Origin of the sequence: Glutamicibacter sp. Je.9.36 (genome assembly GCF_051129975.1) — a bacterium.
Classification (GTDB): domain Bacteria; phylum Actinomycetota; class Actinomycetes; order Actinomycetales; family Micrococcaceae; genus Glutamicibacter.
In genome coordinates, this window is the sequence record NZ_JBCPSN010000003.1 from 370922 (window position 1) to 391191 (window position 20270).

Consider the following 20270-nt stretch of genomic DNA (forward strand, 5'->3'; position numbering starts at 1 on the left):
CGGCGGTGCGTGTCAAAATCGTCGTTTACGACACATCAATCAACTTCCCTTGACGATATTTTCGACAGTTGAAAAATCAACAGATTTTCCAAGTCATTTCGTAGTTAAACCCAGTTCCATAAACCGCCTATCCGTAAAGCACTCTTCCCATGAGTATTGATACATCTAGGCTCATTGGATATCTCTTGGGGCTTACCAGGCGCTGATTAGTACCCCCAACGTGTGGCAATTTTTAGTGCTTCTGCTTTTGAATTCACATCCAACTTGCGGTATAGAGAACTAATCTGGGATTTAACAGTATTAGGCGAGACAAAAAGCTCATCTGCGATCTGACCGCGTGAACGGTCCGCACGCAGGCCTGCGAGCACACTGAGTTCACGATCAGTCAAAACAGGCCTGACTTCGACACTGGTGGGTGGCATAAAAATCTTCAATCTGCCCAGCTGATCGGAAGTAAGTTGCAGCAACTCTTCCAATTCCAACATGCTCCCGCTCATCCAAAACGGGGCCAAATCAATCAGCTCACCATCCAATGCATGTCGTTTTGCAATGTCCTCCAGGACGCCTTCCGGCAGCACCCCAATGTAACGTGCTGCTAGCCGCGTATTTCGGATCAGATTATCGTGCCGGGCTCCAGTCACTAAGCTCGGCGTTGCCGCCAGAACAGCAAGAGCCCCGTTGCGGTCCCCCCGATACAGTCGATACAGCGCACGGGTTGCAATGAGTTCAGGTGAAGAAGCGGGTATTGTGGACGCGCCTTGATGGTTCAACGCATTGAAACCACCCTCAACACCCAGAAATGCTGCGGCATGATGCAAGGCTCTACCGGCCATGGGTGAATTGGCTGCATAGGGGCGGGAGAGCACAAGTGCCCCCAGAATCCGGTGCGCTGCCTCTGCTCGATCAGTCGATGCCGCATGGATGGCAAGTAGCAGCGCGTGCACCGCCCAAAACTCATCGTTATCAGGCTCATCTGGCAGTTGACCAAGTACTGAACCCAATTTTCCGATATCCAACTCGGCGAAAGCCACGAATGCTTCGGCAAGTTCTGCAGCTCGACCGACCATTGCCGAACCCCAACGAACCTTGGAATGATGATGGCGGAAGCTTACGAGCCAGCGACGAGCAGCACGGGTGTTGCCTTCCTGAGCATGAACCAGCGACAATTTGGATGCTGCATCCGCGGCAATAAAATGGTTTTCCGTAACCTCGGCCAAGGACCACGCAGATTCGTAAGCGGCTGCCGCCGCAGGGCGTTCGTTGGCGATATCCATCGACATTCCGGCATGTAATTCAGCCATGGCTGCCAACGATGGTCTGACATTGCCAGCAGCTGTTGCCTGCCGGACCGCACGACGTAGACGGCGTGCGGCATCTGCCCCTTCGGAACCGTAGTGGCCGTGGAACCTCAGTATTCCCAACTCAACCAAGCCCGCGAAGACAGCCTCAGATTTCGGTTGCCTATAGAGCTCGATGGTGTGCTCGCGTAGCAATTGGGCAGTCTGATCCGTCAAATAGTCAGGCTCCGTTGTCGGAAAAGGAATAACCATCCGGTCTTTAACGGCCGCGGCAGCGATCTTCATCGCAGGACCATAGATTTGCGATCGTCGAGTAGCCCATCGAGGCAACCGGGTGCCTGCCTCGAATAGGAGACGTGGCTCAGTGGTAAAAAGGTCCACCCACCCATCGACGAGGACGGTGGAAAGAGCCCGCCACGAATGTCTGCCTAGTGCTGAACGTACGGCCTCGCCGGTTCTTCCAGCCGCATGCATGGATTCGATGGCGTGCTCGTGGAGCCACTGTGCACGCTGGGGCTCCCGCCACTCCAAGTCGTCAATAATCACCTGCCGAAGCAATTGGGGCATAGCCCAGTCCCCGGACAGGGAGCGTTGTGCCATGGCCGCGCGGCTAAGGGCCGAGATACTTGGAGGGTTTGGATAACGATCGCCATAGAAAGCTACCATGAGATCTTCAGTAAGTTCAGGAAGGAACGCGCACTCCCTCAATATGCCTTCAGGATCAAGAGCATCAATCCATGGCAAGGCTGCACGACGCAGCGCATTGACTGCAGCATTTTGATTAGAGGAATCCGCCAAGAGACTACGCACACAACCAGGCCAACCACCGGTCAGTTGCCATAATCTTTCTGCATCAGGGAAATCTTCTCCGGTCAACGTGGATATATCTGAAGCGGTTAAGAAAAGATCCTTGAAATCAACAACGTGAGCATTGAAATGGCGCAGCATCTTGGCGGCGGGAAAATCAGCAGGAAGAATGACCGCTATGCGTGTGTTGGGTGCACGCATCTGCTGTTCGGCAATTTTATCGAAGATCTCCTCGGGCGGAATACCCACGTTGATCAGCTCGCCTTGGCCATCGAGCCATCGTAGAGCCACCCGGTGCCGATTCGATTCTTGCGGCGCATAGATCAACAACAAGCGTATCTCCGGATCGAGGCTTGGGGCTATCCGGTCCCATAAAATCTCGGCAACAAGTTCTTCAGCGGGAGGCCTTGACTGCGTTTGGGGGTCCATGCCCAAATTATATCTTTTGACTTGGGATCTTTCGGAAGGAGTTCCGGGTAGTTTTTTGACACAGGGGCACCGCCGGACTTTAGCTCACACGGTCGAGAAATATTGCTAGGAATAGGGCAATGCCCGGATCTCCTAAATGGGAAATCCGGGCATTGCTTTTTGTATTACTTCAAGAGCTGACTAGCTGTGACGTCCGCGAGTGCGTCGAGCCAAAACTAAACCAGCCGCCGTCAAGACCAAACCAAGCGCCAGTAGCCACAAGGCAGTGAAACCGGTGCTAGCCAGTCCATCGTCTTTTGGCTTCTGCGTCTGCTGCGGTTCCTCGGAACCATCCACAGAGTCCGAGCCTGAAGGCTGATCAGACTTCTCAGCAGAGGTTGGATCCTGTGAAGGATCCTTGCTCTTCTCTGGCGACTCGGTTGAATCTTCTGCAGGTTCCTCGGTTGGATCCGTCGGGCTCGGCTCAGTTGGATCCGTCGGGCTCGGCTCAGTTGGATCCGTCGGGCTCGGCTCAGTTGGATCCGTCGGAGTCGGTTCAGGATCTTCGTCTAGATAGAAGCCGAAGTCGAGAGTCCCGTCGTGATCCCCATCTTCGGTCAGACCTTCAGACTTAGCTTCCCAAGTCGAAGAGTCCTTATCCCGGTCGGTACCATTTTCCTTGGTTGGCAGGTAGCCATCCAAAGCATCAGCGGATTCCTCCCGATCAATGACCACCGTGTAAGACTCTCCATCCTTCAAGACCGGAAGATCCTTGAAGTTGTAGTAGCCATTCTCGTCAGTGGTTACCGGACCGACTGGGTTCCCGTTGACATCAACAACTTCCTTGCCGTCCGGGCCGATCAGTTTCAGCACGACACCCTCAATTGGGTCTTCGTCCCTATCCTGAATTCCGTCGCGGTTCTTATCGACCCATACATAATCGCCCAAGGAAACCGAAGGTTCCTCAGTCGGCTCAGTCGGCTCAGTCGGCTCCACGATAGGTTCCGTCGGAGTCGTAGGTTCCGTCGGTTCCGTCGGAGTCGTAGGTTCCGTCGGTTCCGTCGGAGTCGTAGGTTCCGTCGGTTCCGTCGGAGTCGTAGGTTCCGTCGGTTCCGTCGGAGTCGTAGGTTCCGTCGGTTCCGTCGGAGTCGTAGGTTCCGTCGGCTCCACCGTAGGTTCCGTCGGAGTCGTAGGTTCCGTCGGAGTCGTAGGTTCCGTCGGCTCCACGGTAGGTTCCGTCGGAGTCGTAGGTTCCGTCGGCTCCACGGTAGGTTCCGTCGGAGTCGTAGGTTCCGTCGGCTCCACGGTAGGTTCCGTCGGAGTCGTAGGTTCCGTCGGTTCCGTCGGCTCAACAGTTGGTTCAGTCGGCTCTGGTTCTGGTTTCAGAACCACACCGGCATCCCACGTTGGGTCGATACCCTCAGTAGCCTTGAACTCCTGATCGGCGTAATCCTTGGTCAACGAAGAATTCTCGTCATCCAAGGTGAACTTGATAGTCAGGCCAGACTTCGGATCAGCATCCGAGTCATTCGCATCATCTTCCCCAGCATCCTGCGAAGTAAATTCATACTTCTCAGCCTGCTCGGCAGTCAGCTCGAACTTGACCTGGTAATCGCCGGCCAGCAGCTCATCAAAGATATAGCGGCCATTCTTATCGGTAGTCGTCGAGGAAACTTCCTCACCGTTACCGTCAAGCAGAATTACCTTGACGCCATCAAGAACTTCAGAATCGCCTTGCAACCCATCATTGTTCTTATCAACCCAGACATAGTCGCCCACGGCATAAGTCTTGACCGGCTCAGGCTTCAGTACAAAACCGAAGTCCAAGGTTGGATCGTGCTGACCATCTTCGGTCAGACCCTCCGACTTGGCTTCCCAAGTCGATGAATCATTCTCACGGCTATCTTCCGTCTCAACAGTTGGCACATAAGGAGCCAAAGCTTCCTTAGATGCTTCTCGGTCGATGCTCACCGTGTAGGACTTACCTTCTTCGAGTACAGGAAGGTCCTTGAACTCGTAGAAACCGTTCTCATCGGTAGTAGTCGGTTCAACAGGATTACCGTTGACATCCACTACAGGTTTGCCATCTGGACCAACAAGAGTCAGAACAACATCCTTGATGCCCTTTTCATCCTCATCCTGTAGTCCGTCGTTGTTCTCATCAACCCAAACGTAGTCACCAACGGAGACCCGTGGTTCCTCTGGAGCAATAACAAAACCGAAGTCCAACGTTGGATCATGCTCGCCATCTTCAGTCAAACCCTCCGAAATGGCTTCCCAAGTCGACGAATCATTCTCACGGCTACCATCGGTCTCAATCGTTGGCACGTAAGGAGCCAACGGTTCCTTAGACGCTTCTCGATCAATGCTCACCGTGTAGGACTGCCCCTCTTCGAGTACAGGAAGATCCTTGAACTCGTAGAAACCATTCTCATCGGTAGTGGTCGGTTCAACAGGGTTACCGTTGACATCCACTACTGGCTCACCATCTGGTCCAACAAGCTTCAGAACGACATCCTTGATGCCCTTCTCATCCTCATCTTGGATTCCGTCACGGTTTTCATCGACCCAGACGTAGTCACCAACGGAGACCTTCGGAGCAATGAACCCGAAGTCCAGGGTTGGATCACGCTGACCGTCTTCAGTCAGGTCACCCGACTCAGCTTCCCAAGTCGAGGAATCTTTATCTCGATCGGCGCCGTTTTCCTTGGTTGGCACGTAAGGAGCCAATGGTTCCTTCGACGCGTCCTGATCAATGATCACCTTGTAGGACTGCCCCTCTTCAAGTACAGGAAGATCCTTGAACTCGTAGAAACCATTCTCATCGGTAGTAGTCGGTTCAACAGGGTTACCGTTGACATCCACTACTGGCTCACCATCTGGTCCAACAAGCTTCAGAACGACATCCTTGATGCCCTTCTCATCCTCATCTTGGATTCCGTCACGGTTTTCATCGATCCAGACATAGTCACCAACGGAAACCTTCGGAATCGTGACGAAACCGAAGTCCAACGTTGGATCATGATCGTCATTTTCAGTCAAACCCTCCGAAATGGCTTCCCAAGTCGACGAATCATTCTCACGACTGTCGTCAGTCTCGATGGTCGGAATGTAAGGAGCCAAAGGTTCCTTCGACGCTTCACGATCGATGCTCACCGTGTAGGACTGTCCATCTTCGAGAACCGGCAGGTTGTCAAAGACGTAGTAGCCGTTTTCGTCGGTGGTGGTTGGCCCAACAGGCTTCCCGTTGACATCCACTACTGGCTTGCCATCCGGCCCGGTGATGGTCAGAACGACATCCTTGATGCCCTTCTCATCTTCATCCTGGATTCCGTCACGGTTTTCATCGATCCAGACATAGTCACCAACGGAAACCTTCGGGGTAACAAATCCGAAGTCCAAGGTTGGATCGTGCTGCCCGTCTTCAGTCAGCCCCTGTGAAATGGCTTCCCATGTCGACGAATCATTCTCACGACTGTCGTCAGTCTCGATGGTCGGAATGTAAGGAGCCAACGGTTCCTTAGAAGCTTCCCGATCGATAGTCACCTTGTAGGACTGTCCATCTTCGAGTACCGGCAGGTCCTTGAATTCATAGAATCCATTCTCATCGGTGATAGTTGCTTCAACGGGGTTGCCGTTGATATCAACTACTGGTTCACCGTCAGGTCCAGCGAGTTTCAGAACGACATCCTTGATGCCCTTCTCATCTTCATCCTGGATTCCGTCACGGTTTTCATCGATCCAGACATAGTCGCCAACGGAGACCTTCGGGGTAACAAATCCGAAGTCCAAAGTTGGATCATGCTGGCCGTCTTCGGTCAGACCGGTAGAGGTTGCTTCCCACGTCGAGGAGTCATTCTCACGGCTATCATCTGTCTCGATGGTCGGAATGTAAGGAGCCAACGGTTCCTTCGACGCTTCGCGATCGATGCTCACCTTGTAGGACTGTCCGTCTTCGAGGACTGGTAGGTTCTCGAAGATGTAAAGGCCGTTCTCATCGGTCATGGTCGGCAGCACTGGGTTACCGAAGACATCGGTAACTTCCTTGCCATCCGGCCCGGCGAGGGTCAGAACGACATCCTTGATGCCCTTCTCATCCTCATCCTGCAGACCATCACGATTTTCATCGATCCAGACGTAGTCACCGACCGAGACCTTCTCCTTCTCCTCAGGCTTGAAGGTGATACCAGTCTTGATTGGCTCCTGGCTGCGGTAATCGGTTTGGCCATTTACCTGAGCCTGGGCTGCGTAACCAAAGGAGTTCCACGCCGGCGCGAAGTCCGAAGCGCCCTCGGGCATTTCAGTTTCCGAAACGGTGGTGAAGGTCAGCGATACTCTCTCGCCTGGCGCAAACCCTTCGGACGAATCCAGGACAAGTTTGATGCCCTTGATTTCCTTCGGATTAGCGGGACGCTCGGTGGTCCAGTTTCCGTCGCAACCAGCCCATGGATCCTGCATATTTGCGCCGGTTGGCTTGCACAGCGCAGGGTCGCCGGTCAGGTAAGAGAGCACCATGTCGGTTCCTGCAGGCACTTCTGGCAGCTTGATGTCCAAGAGGGTTGGAATCCACTGGGAACCACGCGGGGTGCTGGCTTGGGAACCCGTTACACCGGTGTCACCGATGTAGGGGAAGATATCCAGAATTTCCATGTGCTGCGCGTTGACGTTACCGGTGTTGGTGACGCTGAGGTTCCACTCGGCAATACCGCCCGGTTTGGTCTCCACGATGCATGGGTAACGATAGAATCCGCCTTCAAATTCGTAGCAGGTGTCAGCGTTTTCAACCTTAGAGTTGACGTTGTACACGCCGGTCTTCTCGGTCTGTCCACCTGTCAGAACCTCGCGAACGAGCTTACGTGATGAGTAGGCTTGGCCTTCGATGATCGAAACGAGATTGTCATCGCTGCTCTCTTCGGAGTTGTCACCGCTGAAGGTGACCTTGTTCTCCAGTTTTTCTTTCGCGTTCAGCCCTCCACGCACCGTGGTTGGGAGCTTCACGGTGATCGATTCGCCCGGGTACAGTTTGGTTCCCTCGGGGAAGCTGAACTTCAGAGAGTTGCCTTCTTCAACCGCAACAACCTTCGAGGTATCAACCGCGCTGCCTTCCGGCGCTTGGTTGAACTTCTTGTCAAAAGAATACGTAGTCAGCGACTGCCATTCAGGATCAAGAATCAGCTTCGGACCCTGAGCATCGCTTGGCAATATATCGGTAATGACAGGATTCAAGATCGCGTCGGTACCGTTGTTGGTGGCCGTGAACGTGTAGTTCAACTCACGGCCCGGCGCGATCTGACCGTTGCGAGCATCCGAAGTCTTAGAAACCTCGGAATGGGTCTTTCCCGGGTTGAATACCAGATCGTCGGTTGCGTCGTCGGTGTCACGATCCTTGCCCAGACGGGAGACCTCTGCCGAAGCAGTGTTCTCGGTTGCCAGTGCCTGGGTTTCGCCAGGATTACTCTGACCGTCTTCGAGTGCAATCAGTTCACCACTGCGCAGGGTGTACCGCGGCAGAACATTGAACTTGATGGTCGTGTCATTGCTGACAAGTTCTTCAAAGTTCCGACCTTCAGCAGTGACTCGAACGCCTTGAACCTGATCATTAGCAGGCGCAGTAGTAGTCCAGTCGCCGCCTTCAGCGACCAGCGTTCCATCCTTCGACACATACTCCGCACCGGTGAAGTACTCGATGGTGACATCGTAGACACGGCTGTTTGGGACAGGATCCCACCCGGCGAAGTCGAAGGTGTTCCAGAATGTTGGATCCTGATCCACAATCTGAACATAGTCGGCCTTGTGGGTTCCGCTATTAACGTTCAAGGTGACGTTTACCGGTGCGGGGTTACCGTTGCTGGTAAAGAAGTCGATCGGGCCTTCGGGGTTGAACGTCTTGGTCAAAGTTGCATTGAGATCCACCGAGTTTTCGGTGATGATCTCCAGCGGTGCCTGTGGTTCTTTGACAGCCGATTCGTCACCGCGCTGAACGGTCGCTACAGCCGTGTTAGGCAGAACGTAGCCGCGCTTGCCGTCAATACGGTCAAGCTCGGCCAATGCTGCGTCGATGGGTTGTGCCGGATCCGAGCCACGAAGGTCATCGCGCAGCTTGGTGCCAACAGAGACCCAGAACTCGGCGTCGCGTGGAACCAGCTTTTCGCCGTCCTTCGCGAGGCTGAATTCAAATGCTGTGACTTCTTCCCAGCTGCGTCCGTCCGAAAGCGTTGGGGTCAGAGCGTCCGCACCGGTGAAGTTCAGGTCCCCAGCAGCGGTCTTCAAAGTCAGGTGGGCTAGATCCTGGAGTGCTTCGTCAGACAGTCGCACACTGATACCTGTAATGTCAACGTAGTCAAAAGGATTAACCTCGCCGTCTTTCGAATCAACGATCGACAGCTTGTCGACACCATAGGTTGAAGTGTTCTTCGCCCATAGGCTCAAGGCGCTCGTTGGGTTCTTGTTCGTCGGCGCCTCGGAAACAGGTTTCTGAACGATGACGCTCGGGTCCCAAGACTTCGAACTTTGCAGCTGAATCTTCTTGTCGACCCAGACTGACCCTTCGGTATCGTCACCGTTGTTGACACCCAAGACGTTGTCGGTCTTCAACTCATCGGATAGCTCCGTAATGACCTCGAAGTTGACTAATGCCTGCACATCCTTGTCGTGCGGGAACGAGCCTGAATCGCGAGTGTAGGTAATCTGAACTCCGGTAGCACCTTCGGGCAAGATGGTGTTTTCGATTGCCTTGCCGTCTTCGGAGATGACCAAGTCATGCCAATCACCGCTGGCATCCTTATATTTTACAACGACCTTAGTGGCCCCCTGGGTAGCCGGCACCGAGATGCTGTTGGCCTTGAGTGCGGGGACCATTGATGAGAAGTCGTCGGTCTGCACGATCTCGCGGACGTCCATGTTGGTGTTGTTCAGATCAACCTTGGTGTTTAGCCAAACGGTAGTCTTGTCGCCCGGTATACCTTCGATGCGGTGAGGGGTAAATCCCTTGCCACCGATCAACGCGAATTTTGGCTCCTGGACCAGCAAGGTCGCATCGGCTTCGTCTTCGACGACATCTTGGTTTCCAGAGGGAGTGCCCTGGCCCAGAACAACGTTCTTGTAGCCGTCGGGAGAAACTGCGGTTGCCAGAACACCGAATTCGAACTCGTATCCAGATCCAGGGGCGAAAGTGCCGTCGAAGGAGATTTCAAAGCCCTTGACGTCACTACCCGCAGGAAGATTGTCAGGCAAGGAGATCTTTCCGTCATTGTTCTCAAGTAGGTATTCTATGCCGTCAACCGTCAGCACACCCGCGGTGGCTCCGGCTGGCCAGGTGCCGCCGTTGAACTGGTCGAAATCAATACCTTCGCCGAACGGTGAAGTACCCGTTGCGGGTTCCTTCAAAGTTAGATTAGTGAGATTTCGATTTGAGGTGTTGGTCAGTCCAAGCTTCACCGTAGAAGCATTGCGCCCTTCACCAATTTCTGCGGCATCACCAGCAACGACCAACTCCGGGGAGAAGGACTTCGTGGCATCTACCGTGTAGTTTGCCGACTCAATCACGAAGCTATCTTCAGCAGTGAAAGGGTCATTCTGTTCGCCGTTAGGGAGTACGGCGATGATGCTGGTTTCATTCGCGACCACAGCGGCTTCGGCACCATCGCGTAGGACGGTGTTCAGTGGAATCGATCCAGTTGTACCGTTGGCGATGATTCCGCCTTCGGTGTCGGTTGATTTCGTTGAGGTGAAGACGAATTTAAACCCGGTAATGGTTTTTAGATCAAAGCTCTCCGGGAATACAGGCGGTGCGTTAGGGTTGGCGGTTTCTAGAACCTGAGGTTCTGGCGCGTCACCCACGAAGTAGGAAACGACGAGTTCATCGGCACCCTCGGGGTAGACAATGTCACCGAATCCGGTGAATTCAACTGAAGCGAATGGAGCGGAATTGCCTGATGGCTCCTCGATGATCAGCGAAGTTGCGCCCACCTTTGAGGTGTTCTTGATTCCTCCGAGCGTCGCGCTGATGTTCTTATCAGATCCTTGCTCCAGCACATCTTCGGACCACTGCTTAGTAATTTCGGCGTTGGGAGCCAGATCAATGTTCGGAACAACAGCTTCGGCTGGGTCCTTGATGGATCCAAGGTCAGAAGTGAGTTCTGCTTCGTTAATCAGCTGCTGGCCGTTGAATTTTGGGTCCGCGTTATCGGGGAACTTTGCCACGATGGTTATCGTGTAGTCGGTGCCATCGTTGATACCGATTTTCCCGGGGCGGTCCTCAGAGGTTTCATTGAAAGTCAGCTTTACCGAAGTGCCATCTTCCGAGGGTTCTTCGGTAATATCCTTCGCGAACCCGTTGTAATTAATGCTTTCCAGCACCAATGGTTCAGGAAGGGCATCAATCAGAAACGCATCGCTACACGGTTCAGTGTTTGAGGAGCAGCCCAGCTTGATCTCGTAGTTGACGAAATCGCCCGGACGAATCACTTCTTTACTGGTCAGATTCTTTTCCAAGAACATGCCAGCACCGGCGGCGGCACGAGTACCAACTTGCGGTGCTATTGTGCCCTGAATATTATTGACTGCTGTGGACTCTTTGTCCGCTCTTGAATCACTTGCTTCTTGACCTTCCGGTCCGCCTTCTTGCGAGTCGGCGCTTGCGACAGCTGTATCTGCTACAGACGAATCGGAGGAAGGAGCGGCCACTGCTGGCGCTACACCTGCCATTCCAATTCCGACGGTTATCGCAAGGAACGAGGCAAGCATAGATTTCCAGCGTTTTGATACGCCAGATTCGTGCTCTATTCGCATTTTCATATTCCCAATTACCGTTGTTTAGCAGGGTGGTAAACACCCGTCTGGTTCCCTAAACGCAGACTTCCCCCACTGTGGACATCGCGAGTCTAGCAAGGTGATAAATGGGACTATCAGGTTGGAAATAGCTGAGGTCAGGGAAGGATTACTATGCGAATTTGCGCGTTATGCATACGAGCTAGATTTCCAGAAGCTCGCAACCACGGATTTTATGATCGAAGATCGCTATTCTCTCTCAGGTACATTCATGCTGAGCCAAGTACGCGTTTCGATTTGAAAATTTTCATACCTTACTAAATTTGGCATTGGAAAATGATTTTGACATGGCTATATTTAGAACAGCTCTCTCGGTGAGTAGCAATTGAAGTCATTCGCGCCAGAGGATTTCACTTTTCGTGACACTGGAGCACGAAGGGAAGGTGAAATAATCACGCGTCAGAAGTGATGCGATTCTTCCCAATTTGGAGCTCATGAATTATCTACCATCTTCACAGAACTGCAAGTACTTCAAGAGTGTCCAACTGAAAATAACCTTTCGTCGGCTCACGGGTTAAATTCACCCCAAAATTCACCCTTTCTAACCCATGAGCGCTAAATCTCTAACTCACGAGTGCTAGGTCGATCATTTCCGCTGACACAGTTATTGCTGACTCAGTTATTTAATAAATCCCTCGTGGCCAAGTACGCGTACAAAGGCTGTTCGCCGGCATCCGGCGGGTTTCTTAATTTCCGGCACCTCTAAAAGCGCCTTACTGCTGACGACTGCATCGGCCACTCGATCGTCGAATGCAATGGGCTGATTCTAAGTGAACCCCTCGATGCAACGGTTGCTTTTTCATAGACCCGGGGGCTACCTAAATAAGAAGACAAACAAGGTAAATACATTCGGCGACATGTCTTGTAACCAATAGGTTGCAAGACGTCTCTTCGAACACCGCTCCCGCATCAAAAGCACTGAAAATTCAACGCTTCGAAAGTCTCGCAACCATGGGCTTCAAGTAGCAACATCTAGTCGTGCGTACAAGCCCGTTGCGAGACCTTGCTGACTTGGAATTTCGGTCGATGTGAATACTTGCATGCATTTGTGAATTGAAAAGTTACTCTGTGCCCGTGTTTATCCCTGGATCACCGAGATGACGGTAGAACGTGGCACGGCTCCACCCGACCAGGCGTGCTGCGTCTTCGGCGGTGCGTCCCTTGCGCCAGCCTGCACTCCGACCTTGATCGAAGCCAACAGCTCCGTTCAATTACGCATGCTTCGTGAGGGCAGGCAAAACTTGGCGATGCTCCATCAGCAACCCCCTGACGAATACGCCTCGTGGAAGCTACGCCAGGAAGCCTTTGGCCTGGCCATACGACCTGGTTCGGCGCTCATGCATGAGGCCGAGCTGACTGTGCCCTCCTTGGACGGCGTTCGTGTGCTTATCCACTCGCGGGATCAGGTGCCGACGCCGCAACAGGAGGGGATTCTCGGCAGTGCCTTGGAGGCGGGCGTGCAGCCAAAGTGGCAGTTTGCGCAGTTCGTTGAACACGCCAGGACAAGTGCGGAGGTTGCAGATGCCGATGTGGCGCTGGTCAGCCAGATGACAGCCCAACGCCAGTTGCCTGGTTGGCGTTGGCGGCCAATACTTGGCCTCCCGCTCGAGATTGCGATGTGGCTGGTGTCTCAACGGCAAACACGAGCAGCCGTCCAGGCCGCAGCTCAAGCCGTCGTAAGCTATGCCGCAGCCAATCCGCCAGGAGGTGAACTTTAGTGGTTCATATCCGCCTCGTTGCTGGAAAGCCGCCAATCGAAGTTACGACTTAACCGTCAAACGAAGCTAACAATCACACCTGCGTAAGTCGGCCAAAAAGAATTCCCGGAAATACTGGTTTCCGGGCCATCTCCTTTACTGTGATTTTTCCCCAATCCACTCAAGATCGTGGCAGACTGGCGAACATGGGAATTGTGATCATGGAGGGCCGGTTGCTGTGCGCGGACGCGGCTGAGGCTGAATTGGTGGAGAAATTGCTGCCGGATCATATACGCCTCACCAAGGCGGAAGACGGCTGCATTTCTTTCTCTGTCACGCAAACCGGCGATCCCTGGGTCTGGCTGGTGCACGAGGAATTCGAAGACAGTGCCGCTTTCGAGGCCCACCAGCAGCGGGCCGCGAAGAGCGAATGGGGCCAGACGACCTCCGGATTGCAACGAATCTACAAGATCAAGGGCTTATAGCCAGGTGCATTTTGAAGCCCACATGCGACGCGGTAAATCCTAGCCCCTCGTAAAAGCGGTGCGCGTCCTGGCGTTGCGCGTCGCTTGTCAGCTGGACCAGCGGAATTCTCTTGCTTTCGGCTTCGGAAATGGCCCAGCGGATCATTTCCGTTCCCAGGCCACCGCCGCGCAATGCGCTGGCCACGCGCACTGCCTCGATCTGCATCCGCTTCGCTCCCCTGCGCGCAAGACCCGGCAACATGGTCAGCTGCATCGTGCCGGCAATGGCTCCGTCATTGCCCTCCACCACGATCAGCGTATGCGCTGGGTCTGCGTGAATCTCGTTGAAAGCCTCCAGATACTGTTCCCCGGCGTCCCCAGCGTCCGCATGCTCTGCACGACGGATCTCATCATCTGCCATCAAGGCAATGATCTGTTCAAGATCCGTAGCCCGTGCTTCGCGCAGGAGGTAGTTCTGGCCGCGTGCCGACAAGCTGCAGGCGCTCATGGGCTCCTCGCGCACCTCAGGCACGGGCCCTGGGCGTACGCGCAGCACCCACCGAGATGGCCATGACGAAGATTCCGGCCGCTTGCAGTGCCCAGCCAAGAATTCCGGCCTGCATCAGCGTGATCATAAAGACGCCAGAAATAATGAGCACAAGTGCGAATGCGCACACATAGATTCCACGTTTATCAAGTCCCATGGCCACAGCCTATTCCCCAGTGTGCCAGCGCTCAAGGCTTTCCGGTGATTCTATCGGCCAGCACGGCCAGCGGCGAGGAGCTCCCCCGCCCCTTCAGTTCGCTTCGATCTGCGGCACCATAGGCTGCATAGAGCCCCTTGGTTGCCAGCCAGCGCAGTGGTTCCGGCTCCCATTTGCGCACCTGGTGATTGACCCACGGCAGATTGGCCAATTCAGTGCTTTCCCCGAGGATCAAGTCGCGCAAGGTTCGTCCGGCCAGGTTCGCTGCGCCGACCCCGGTGCCGACATAGCCGCCGGCCCAGCCCAGTCCGGCCGCCGGGTCCAGCCCGACGGTAGCGGCCCAGTCCCGCGGCACGCCCAGTACCCCGGACCAGGCATGATCGATTCTCGAATTCCGAGTCTGCGGGAACATGCGGTGCAGGATTTCCTGCAGTCCCTCCACGGTGCTTTGCGGCGTCTGGCCATCGGCATCCGTGCGCGAACCATATTTATACGGCACTCCCCGGCCTCCAATGGCAATGCGGTTATCCGCGGTGCGCTGGGCATACATGTAGACGTGGGCGTAGTCCCCCAGCACCTCGCCGTTGTTCCATGCCAGTTCGTCCCAGATGGATGGAGCTAGCGGTTCGGTGGCAATCAAGGACGAATTCATCGGGAGCCACAAGCGCTTGTGTCCTGCTAGCCCGGCAGTAAACCCTTCGGTGGCACGGATGATGTACTCGGCGTCCAATGACCCACCGTCGAATTCGATGCGGCGTGCGCGCAGTGTGGTGGCGCGGGTGTTTTCATAGATCCGTACGCCGAGCCGCTCCACGGCTTCGGCGAGTCCTCGTACCAATTTTGCAGGATGGATTCTGGCCGCGTGCGGATGCCACAGCCCGGCCCGGGCATTGGCGACGTTGACCTTGCCTTGCGCTGCCTCGGCTTCAAGCAGTTCGGTGTGCGTGTGTTCCCATTGCGCGTCGGCCATGGCATCGGCGCGCAAGCGCTTTTCCTGGGCAGGGGTGTAGGCAACTTCGAGTTCGCCGCCCTGCAGGATATCTGCATCGATCCCCTCGGCAGCGCACACCTCGATGACCTCGGCGACGGTCCGGTTCATGGCCAGCTGGAAGTCATTGACTGCTTGCCTGCCATGGGATTTCAGGTAGCGTTCGCGGCCAGCGGTGATGGTGTTGGTCAGCCATCCCCCATTGCGCCCCGATGCGCCGTAGCCCACGTGCCGGGCTTCGAGGATCGTGATGCGAAGATCCGGGTTGGCCTTGGCCAGGTAATAGGCGGTCCACAGTCCGGTGAACCCGGCACCGATGATGGCGACATCTGCGGTGCCCTGACCGCGTAATTGCTGGCGTGGCTCTGGCAGGCCGATGTCTTCCCACCAGTGCGAGACGTGTCCATTGAGCATGATGTTTTCCGCCCCAGATTCAAAATGAATTGCTCTCAATAATTGCTTTGGGACTCAGCCTAGGGCCGGGCCCATGGCGCAACAAGAGGGGTGGCGGAAAATGATGCAGGAAATCCCTGCCCGGCTCAAGGCCAGACAGGGACTTCCGGAAAAGTTATTCGGAAACGGTGATGTGCGCTCCGGGCGCTGGAGCGGTCACCGGGATGGTAGCGACGCCCACCTCATCGCCCAACTGGGCCATGACCTCTTCAGCATGCTCGGCATCTTCGACCAGCAGAGCCAAGGTCGGCCCCGAACCGGAAACCATGGCTCGCAGGGCACCGGCGCCTTCTGCCATATCGCGCATGGTGCCTAGTTCCGGGGCAAGGGCCAAGGAAGCCTGGGTCAGGTCATTGGCCAGTACCTGGGCCAAGGCTGGCGCGTCCGAAGCCATCAGCGCTTCGATGACCGCTGGATCGATTTCCTGCGGGACTTCGATCTCCGTGCCGGAACGCAAGCGATCGAGCATGCCATAGACTCGCGGGGTCGATAGGCCAAAGCTGGCCGGGATCAGCACCCAATGGGTCTTGGCACGAGTCAGCAACGGGGCAAGCTTGTCGCCGATGCCCAGGCCGATGGCGGCCCCGCCCATCAAGGCGAAAGGCACGTCAGCACCGAGGCGTGCGCCCAAGCGGCCGAGTTCTTCCCGGTCCAGCCCGGTTCCCCACAATTCGTTGCAGGCTACCAGGGTGGCCGCCGCGTCTGCAGAGCCTCCACCCATTCCGCCGGCGATCGGGACGCGCTTGGTGATGTGCAGATTCGCTCCGAGGCTGCAGCCTGTGTGCTCTCGAAGCAGCTGGGCTGCCTGGTGCACCAGATTGCCTGCGCCCAGCGGAAAGCTTTCCGGTTCGGAGACCACAGGGGAATTCGGTTCCAGGCTCAGCTGCAATTCCCCGTCGGTGCGCAGCGTCGCTTCAATCTGCTCGGCCAGGGAGACCGCGACGTAGAGGCTCGCCACTTCATGGTATCCGTCTTCGCGAGGAGGACCGACCTTGAAGTAGCAGTTGATTTTGCCCGGTGCGGTCGCGATGACACGCTGCTTAGACATGCTTATGCCTCGCTAGCTGGAGCTTCAGCGGGAAAATCCTGTGCGGCACGGGCAATGTCGATGTACTGGTCAATATCCAGCTTCTCGCCGCGTTCCTTCGGATCAATGCCCGCTGCTACCAGGATCTGTTCGGCACGAGCACCGGAGCCTGCCCAGCCGGAGAGGGCAGCACGCAGCGTCTTGCGGCGCTGGGCGAAGGCTGCATCGATGATGGCGAAGACTTCCTTGCGATCCGGGGCTTCGCTGCGGTCCTTGTCGCGGGTGAACCCCACCAGGCCGGAGTGGATCTTCGGAGCTGGCCAGAAGACGTTCATGCCGATCACGCCAGCCTTGCGCATGGTTCCGTACCAGGCGCCCTTCACCGATGGGACGCCATAGATCTTATTGCCCGGGGTCGCGGCCATCCGGTCGGCAACTTCATCCTGCACCATGACCAAGCCATTGCGGATGGACGGGAAGTGCTCCAGCAGGTGCAGCACTACCGGGACGGCAACGTTATAGGGAAGATTGGCGACCAGCGAGGTTGGCTCGCCGGGAAGTTCGGTGACCTTCATGGCGTCGGAAAGGATTACGGTCAGATCGTCTTCCCGGCCAGGGCGGAACTCGGCCATGGTCTGCGGCAGCCGCTTTGCCAGGGGTGGATCGATCTCCACGGCCACGACTTTGGCGGCGGCATCCATGATGCCCAGGGTCAGGGAACCTAGGCCCGGGCCTACTTCCAGCACTGTTTCGGATGGGTCGACTTTGGCGGCGGCGACAATGCGGCGGATGGTGTTCCCATCGATCACAAAGTTCTGCCCCAGCGTCTTGGTAGGGCGGATTCCCAGCTCTTCGGCCAGACGACGGATTTCGGTGGCCCCAAGCAGCGGCAAAGATTCCTTAGACATCACAAATCCAATTCTAGTTCAGCTAGATTGATCCAAACATAACAACGCGACGCATCCACCGTGATGGTGGACGCGTCGCGTTGTTATTCGGCTTTTGCTTTTAGCGCAGGCCCAGCTTGGACGAGCACGATGGCCAGTGGCCCCAGCCGCCTGATCGACGCAGCACTTCAGCTGCAGCGATCTGCTCCTGCGGAGTTGCCTGGTGCGGCAGCGGTGCGTACCGGGTGCCACCCACATTGCGCCACGACGATGCCGAGAACTGCAGTCCGCCGTAGTAGCCGTTGCCGGTGTTGATCGACCAGTTGCCGCCGGATTCGCACTTGGCCAGTGCAGCCCAGGTCGAGGAGATGCTGCTCGGGGTTGGAGTGTTCTTGGAAGTTGAAGTTTCCTTCTTCTCTTCCTTGGTGCCGACACGGATTTCCTCGGCAACCGGCTTCTTGGTGACCTTGGACTTGAGGACTTCTTCCTCGCCCTTCTTGCCGTTGCGGGTTTCCTGGCGCAGGGTCAGCTCACGCTCGCCCTTCTTGCCTTCGGTCTTGACCTCGGTGTCGCCCTTATCCAGCGAGCTGTCCTTGACCTTCTTGGTCTCGAAGTCGATGTCGCGCGTTTCGTCCCAGGTCTTGACCGTTACGTCGATCACCTCGACAGTGATGCCCGCGGCCAGCTTGACGCTGTCCTTGACGTCCTTGTCGGTTTCGTCCTTGATCTTGACGTTGACTTCGTCGTTGCCGTCGACCTTGATCTTCTCGTCGGCAAGCAATTGCTTGACGGTCAAAGCAGTCGTAGCGATTTTCTTCTTCTTGTCCTTGACGACCAGGGTCATTTCCTTGGGCGTGATGACTTCCAATTCATCGCTCAAGGCTGCAAGCTGCATGTCCTCATCGAGGGAAACCTCGGAACCCTTGTCCAGGTCGAGCTGTTCGACCACGTCGGCGACGGTCATGCCGGTAGTGTGCACAACGCGCTCGGTGCCATCGACAGTTACTTCGATCGACTTGTTGCGCTTGATATCAACAAGCTGCTGGTCGGCAAGCTCGGAATCCAGTGCTGCGGAGATCTCGTCGCGCTCAGCCAAGGCAACGTCCTGCTGTTCCAGCAGTGCGCCAACGGTGGCAGCACGGGTGGTGATTTCCTGGCGCTGGCCGTCAACCGACATGACGACCGATTTCTGGCCAGAAATATAGAAAACAGCACCGGCAATAACCACGGCTACGGCGAGCGCCTGAGCCAGGTATTTCACCCAGGTCTTCTTGAGCAAGTGAGTCACGGTAATGAGATCCCCATCGTTTGTAGACCCAACTGCGGAAATCCTGTCAGGATCTTCGGTTGGGCCCGGCAGTGTTCGCTGCCTGTCCTTCGGTCAAAGTTGCGCCGTGTTTCCACTTGCAGCAAGGCGTGAGGATCAGGCTGTCCTGAACACACCGTGCCGAAAATAGGCGGGGGCGGTACCGGACATCTCATCCACCGTAACCGAATTGTTATATTTGTGGCAAGTGTCCTGTAACGAGACACACAACCTCCGGGTCTAGAATTCTCCGTACACTTCTCGCGTATTCGCATCGATCCGGGTGCAGAATTCGGCCAGATCGATCCCCTTGGTTTCCGCCAAGAACCTAGTCGTGTACGGAATCATGTAGCTGGCGTTCGGGCGGCCCCGGAAGGGGTGCGGCGTCAAGAACGGTGCGTCGGTTTCCACCAGAAGCAGTTCTGGATCCGCCAGCGCCAAGGCCTCGCGAAGATCATGCGAATTCTTGAATGTCACAGTTCCGGAGAAGGACATGTACCAGCCGTTGTCGTTGCAGATCCGGGCTAATGCCGCGTCCCCCGAGAAGCAGTGGAAGACCACCTTCCCCGGCAATGGCGCGTCCTTGAGCACGCGAACCACGTCCTCATGGGCATCCCGGTCATGGATCTGCAGGGCCTTGCCCTGCTCCACCGCAATGCGCAGATGCTCCCGGAAGGAATGCTCCTGGGCACCCCGTCCGTCTTCACCGGTGCGGAAGTAGTCCAACCCGGTTTCGCCAATTGCACGCACCCGCGGATCCGCGGCAAGTTCTTCGATCCGCGCGATCGCTCCCTCCAGCTCCCCGCGTTCAGCCAGACGCGCGGCATCGTTGGGGTGAATGGCTACCGCGGCCAGTATATTCGAGTACTCGTTAGCTACCTGGACCGCGTATTCCGATGACTCCACGTCGCAGCCGACCTGGATCAGCCCTTTCACGCCAACAGCCGCTGCCGCCGCCAGGGCATCGGCAGCCGTGACCTTCACAGTTCCGTCAAGGAAATCCAGATGCGTATGGTTATCGACCACTGGCACTGGAAGCGCTTCTGGCGCTTCCGGGTACTGCAAATTGCGCTGGCTTCCGCCTTTTCCATTGCCCGAAGCACGCGACCGCTCCCCCTGCTCTGCTGCAGCGGCTTGCTCCGTCGGGCGGTATGCCTCGGGAACCAGGGTGGGATCAGTGTGCTTCTTCTTGGACACGGTTATCCTTTGCGCGTGAATACTGGGATCGAATCTGTGGTTAATTGTGGCACCACTAGGGGTAGCAACGACAATCAGGTGCTCAGCTCCCGGTAGTTAGGCTCTGTTGCTGGACAAAAGATCCCCATATGATGTGATGCAAGACCCAATTGAATGAATGCTGCGGCGATTGATCTTGCCAACGATTCGTTCTTCAGGAGGAACC

General features: G+C 55.9%; 10 protein-coding genes and 1 pseudogene. 2 read left to right on the top strand and 9 right to left on the bottom strand.

Annotated elements, in window-relative coordinates:
* Positions 1-206 precede the first annotated feature (206 nt).
* Positions 207-2534, bottom strand: a complete 2328-nt coding sequence (locus tag AAZQ98_RS10125; protein ID WP_105657092.1) for a helix-turn-helix transcriptional regulator — start codon at positions 2532-2534, stop codon at positions 207-209.
* 180 nt (positions 2535-2714) lie between these two features.
* Complete coding sequence (locus AAZQ98_RS10130) at positions 2715-11012, bottom strand: SdrD B-like domain-containing protein (RefSeq protein WP_434691885.1); 8298 nt, start codon at positions 11010-11012, stop codon at positions 2715-2717.
* Between the two features lie 1505 nt (positions 11013-12517).
* On the opposite strand from AAZQ98_RS10130, the pseudogene AAZQ98_RS10135 reads away from it, so the two are divergent.
* Positions 12518-13060: pseudogene (locus tag AAZQ98_RS10135) on the top strand (hypothetical protein); the annotation flags it as partial.
* A 185-nt stretch (positions 13061-13245) separates the two neighbouring features.
* A complete protein-coding gene (locus tag AAZQ98_RS10140) occupies positions 13246-13524 on the top strand; it encodes a putative quinol monooxygenase (RefSeq protein ID WP_434691888.1) in 279 nt (92 codons plus the stop codon).
* Here AAZQ98_RS10140 and AAZQ98_RS10145 read toward each other — a convergent pair.
* The 7 genes from AAZQ98_RS10145 to AAZQ98_RS10175 form a co-directional block, all read right to left on the bottom strand.
* Positions 13511-14011, bottom strand: a complete 501-nt coding sequence (locus tag AAZQ98_RS10145; RefSeq protein WP_105657485.1) for a GNAT family N-acetyltransferase — start codon at positions 14009-14011, stop codon at positions 13511-13513. The two genes, AAZQ98_RS10140 and AAZQ98_RS10145, sit on opposite strands and share 14 nt — an antisense overlap.
* Positions 14012-14027: 16 nt before the next feature.
* Positions 14028-14207 carry a hypothetical protein gene (locus AAZQ98_RS10150; protein ID WP_434691891.1) on the bottom strand — a complete coding sequence of 60 codons (180 nt, stop codon included), beginning with the start codon at positions 14205-14207 and terminating at the stop codon, positions 14028-14030.
* Between the two features lie 31 nt (positions 14208-14238).
* Positions 14239-15609 (bottom strand): NAD(P)/FAD-dependent oxidoreductase, encoded by a 1371-nt coding sequence (locus tag AAZQ98_RS10155; protein WP_434691892.1) that lies wholly within the window; start codon positions 15607-15609, stop codon positions 14239-14241.
* A 154-nt stretch (positions 15610-15763) separates the two neighbouring features.
* The gene (locus AAZQ98_RS10160; protein ID WP_105657483.1) at positions 15764-16696 is read right to left on the bottom strand and encodes a 4-(cytidine 5'-diphospho)-2-C-methyl-D-erythritol kinase; all 933 of its coding nucleotides are present in this window, start codon (positions 16694-16696) and stop codon (positions 15764-15766) included.
* Between the two features lie 2 nt (positions 16697-16698).
* Complete coding sequence (gene rsmA, locus AAZQ98_RS10165) at positions 16699-17583, bottom strand: 16S rRNA (adenine(1518)-N(6)/adenine(1519)-N(6))-dimethyltransferase RsmA (protein WP_434691895.1); 885 nt, start codon at positions 17581-17583, stop codon at positions 16699-16701.
* A 100-nt stretch (positions 17584-17683) separates the two neighbouring features.
* Complete coding sequence (locus AAZQ98_RS10170) at positions 17684-18850, bottom strand: transglycosylase family protein (protein WP_434691897.1); 1167 nt, start codon at positions 18848-18850, stop codon at positions 17684-17686.
* A gap of 258 nt (positions 18851-19108) precedes the next feature.
* Positions 19109-20065, bottom strand: coding sequence for a TatD family hydrolase (locus AAZQ98_RS10175; RefSeq protein WP_434691899.1), 957 nt, complete (start codon positions 20063-20065; stop codon positions 19109-19111).
* Positions 20066-20270 lie beyond the last annotated feature (205 nt).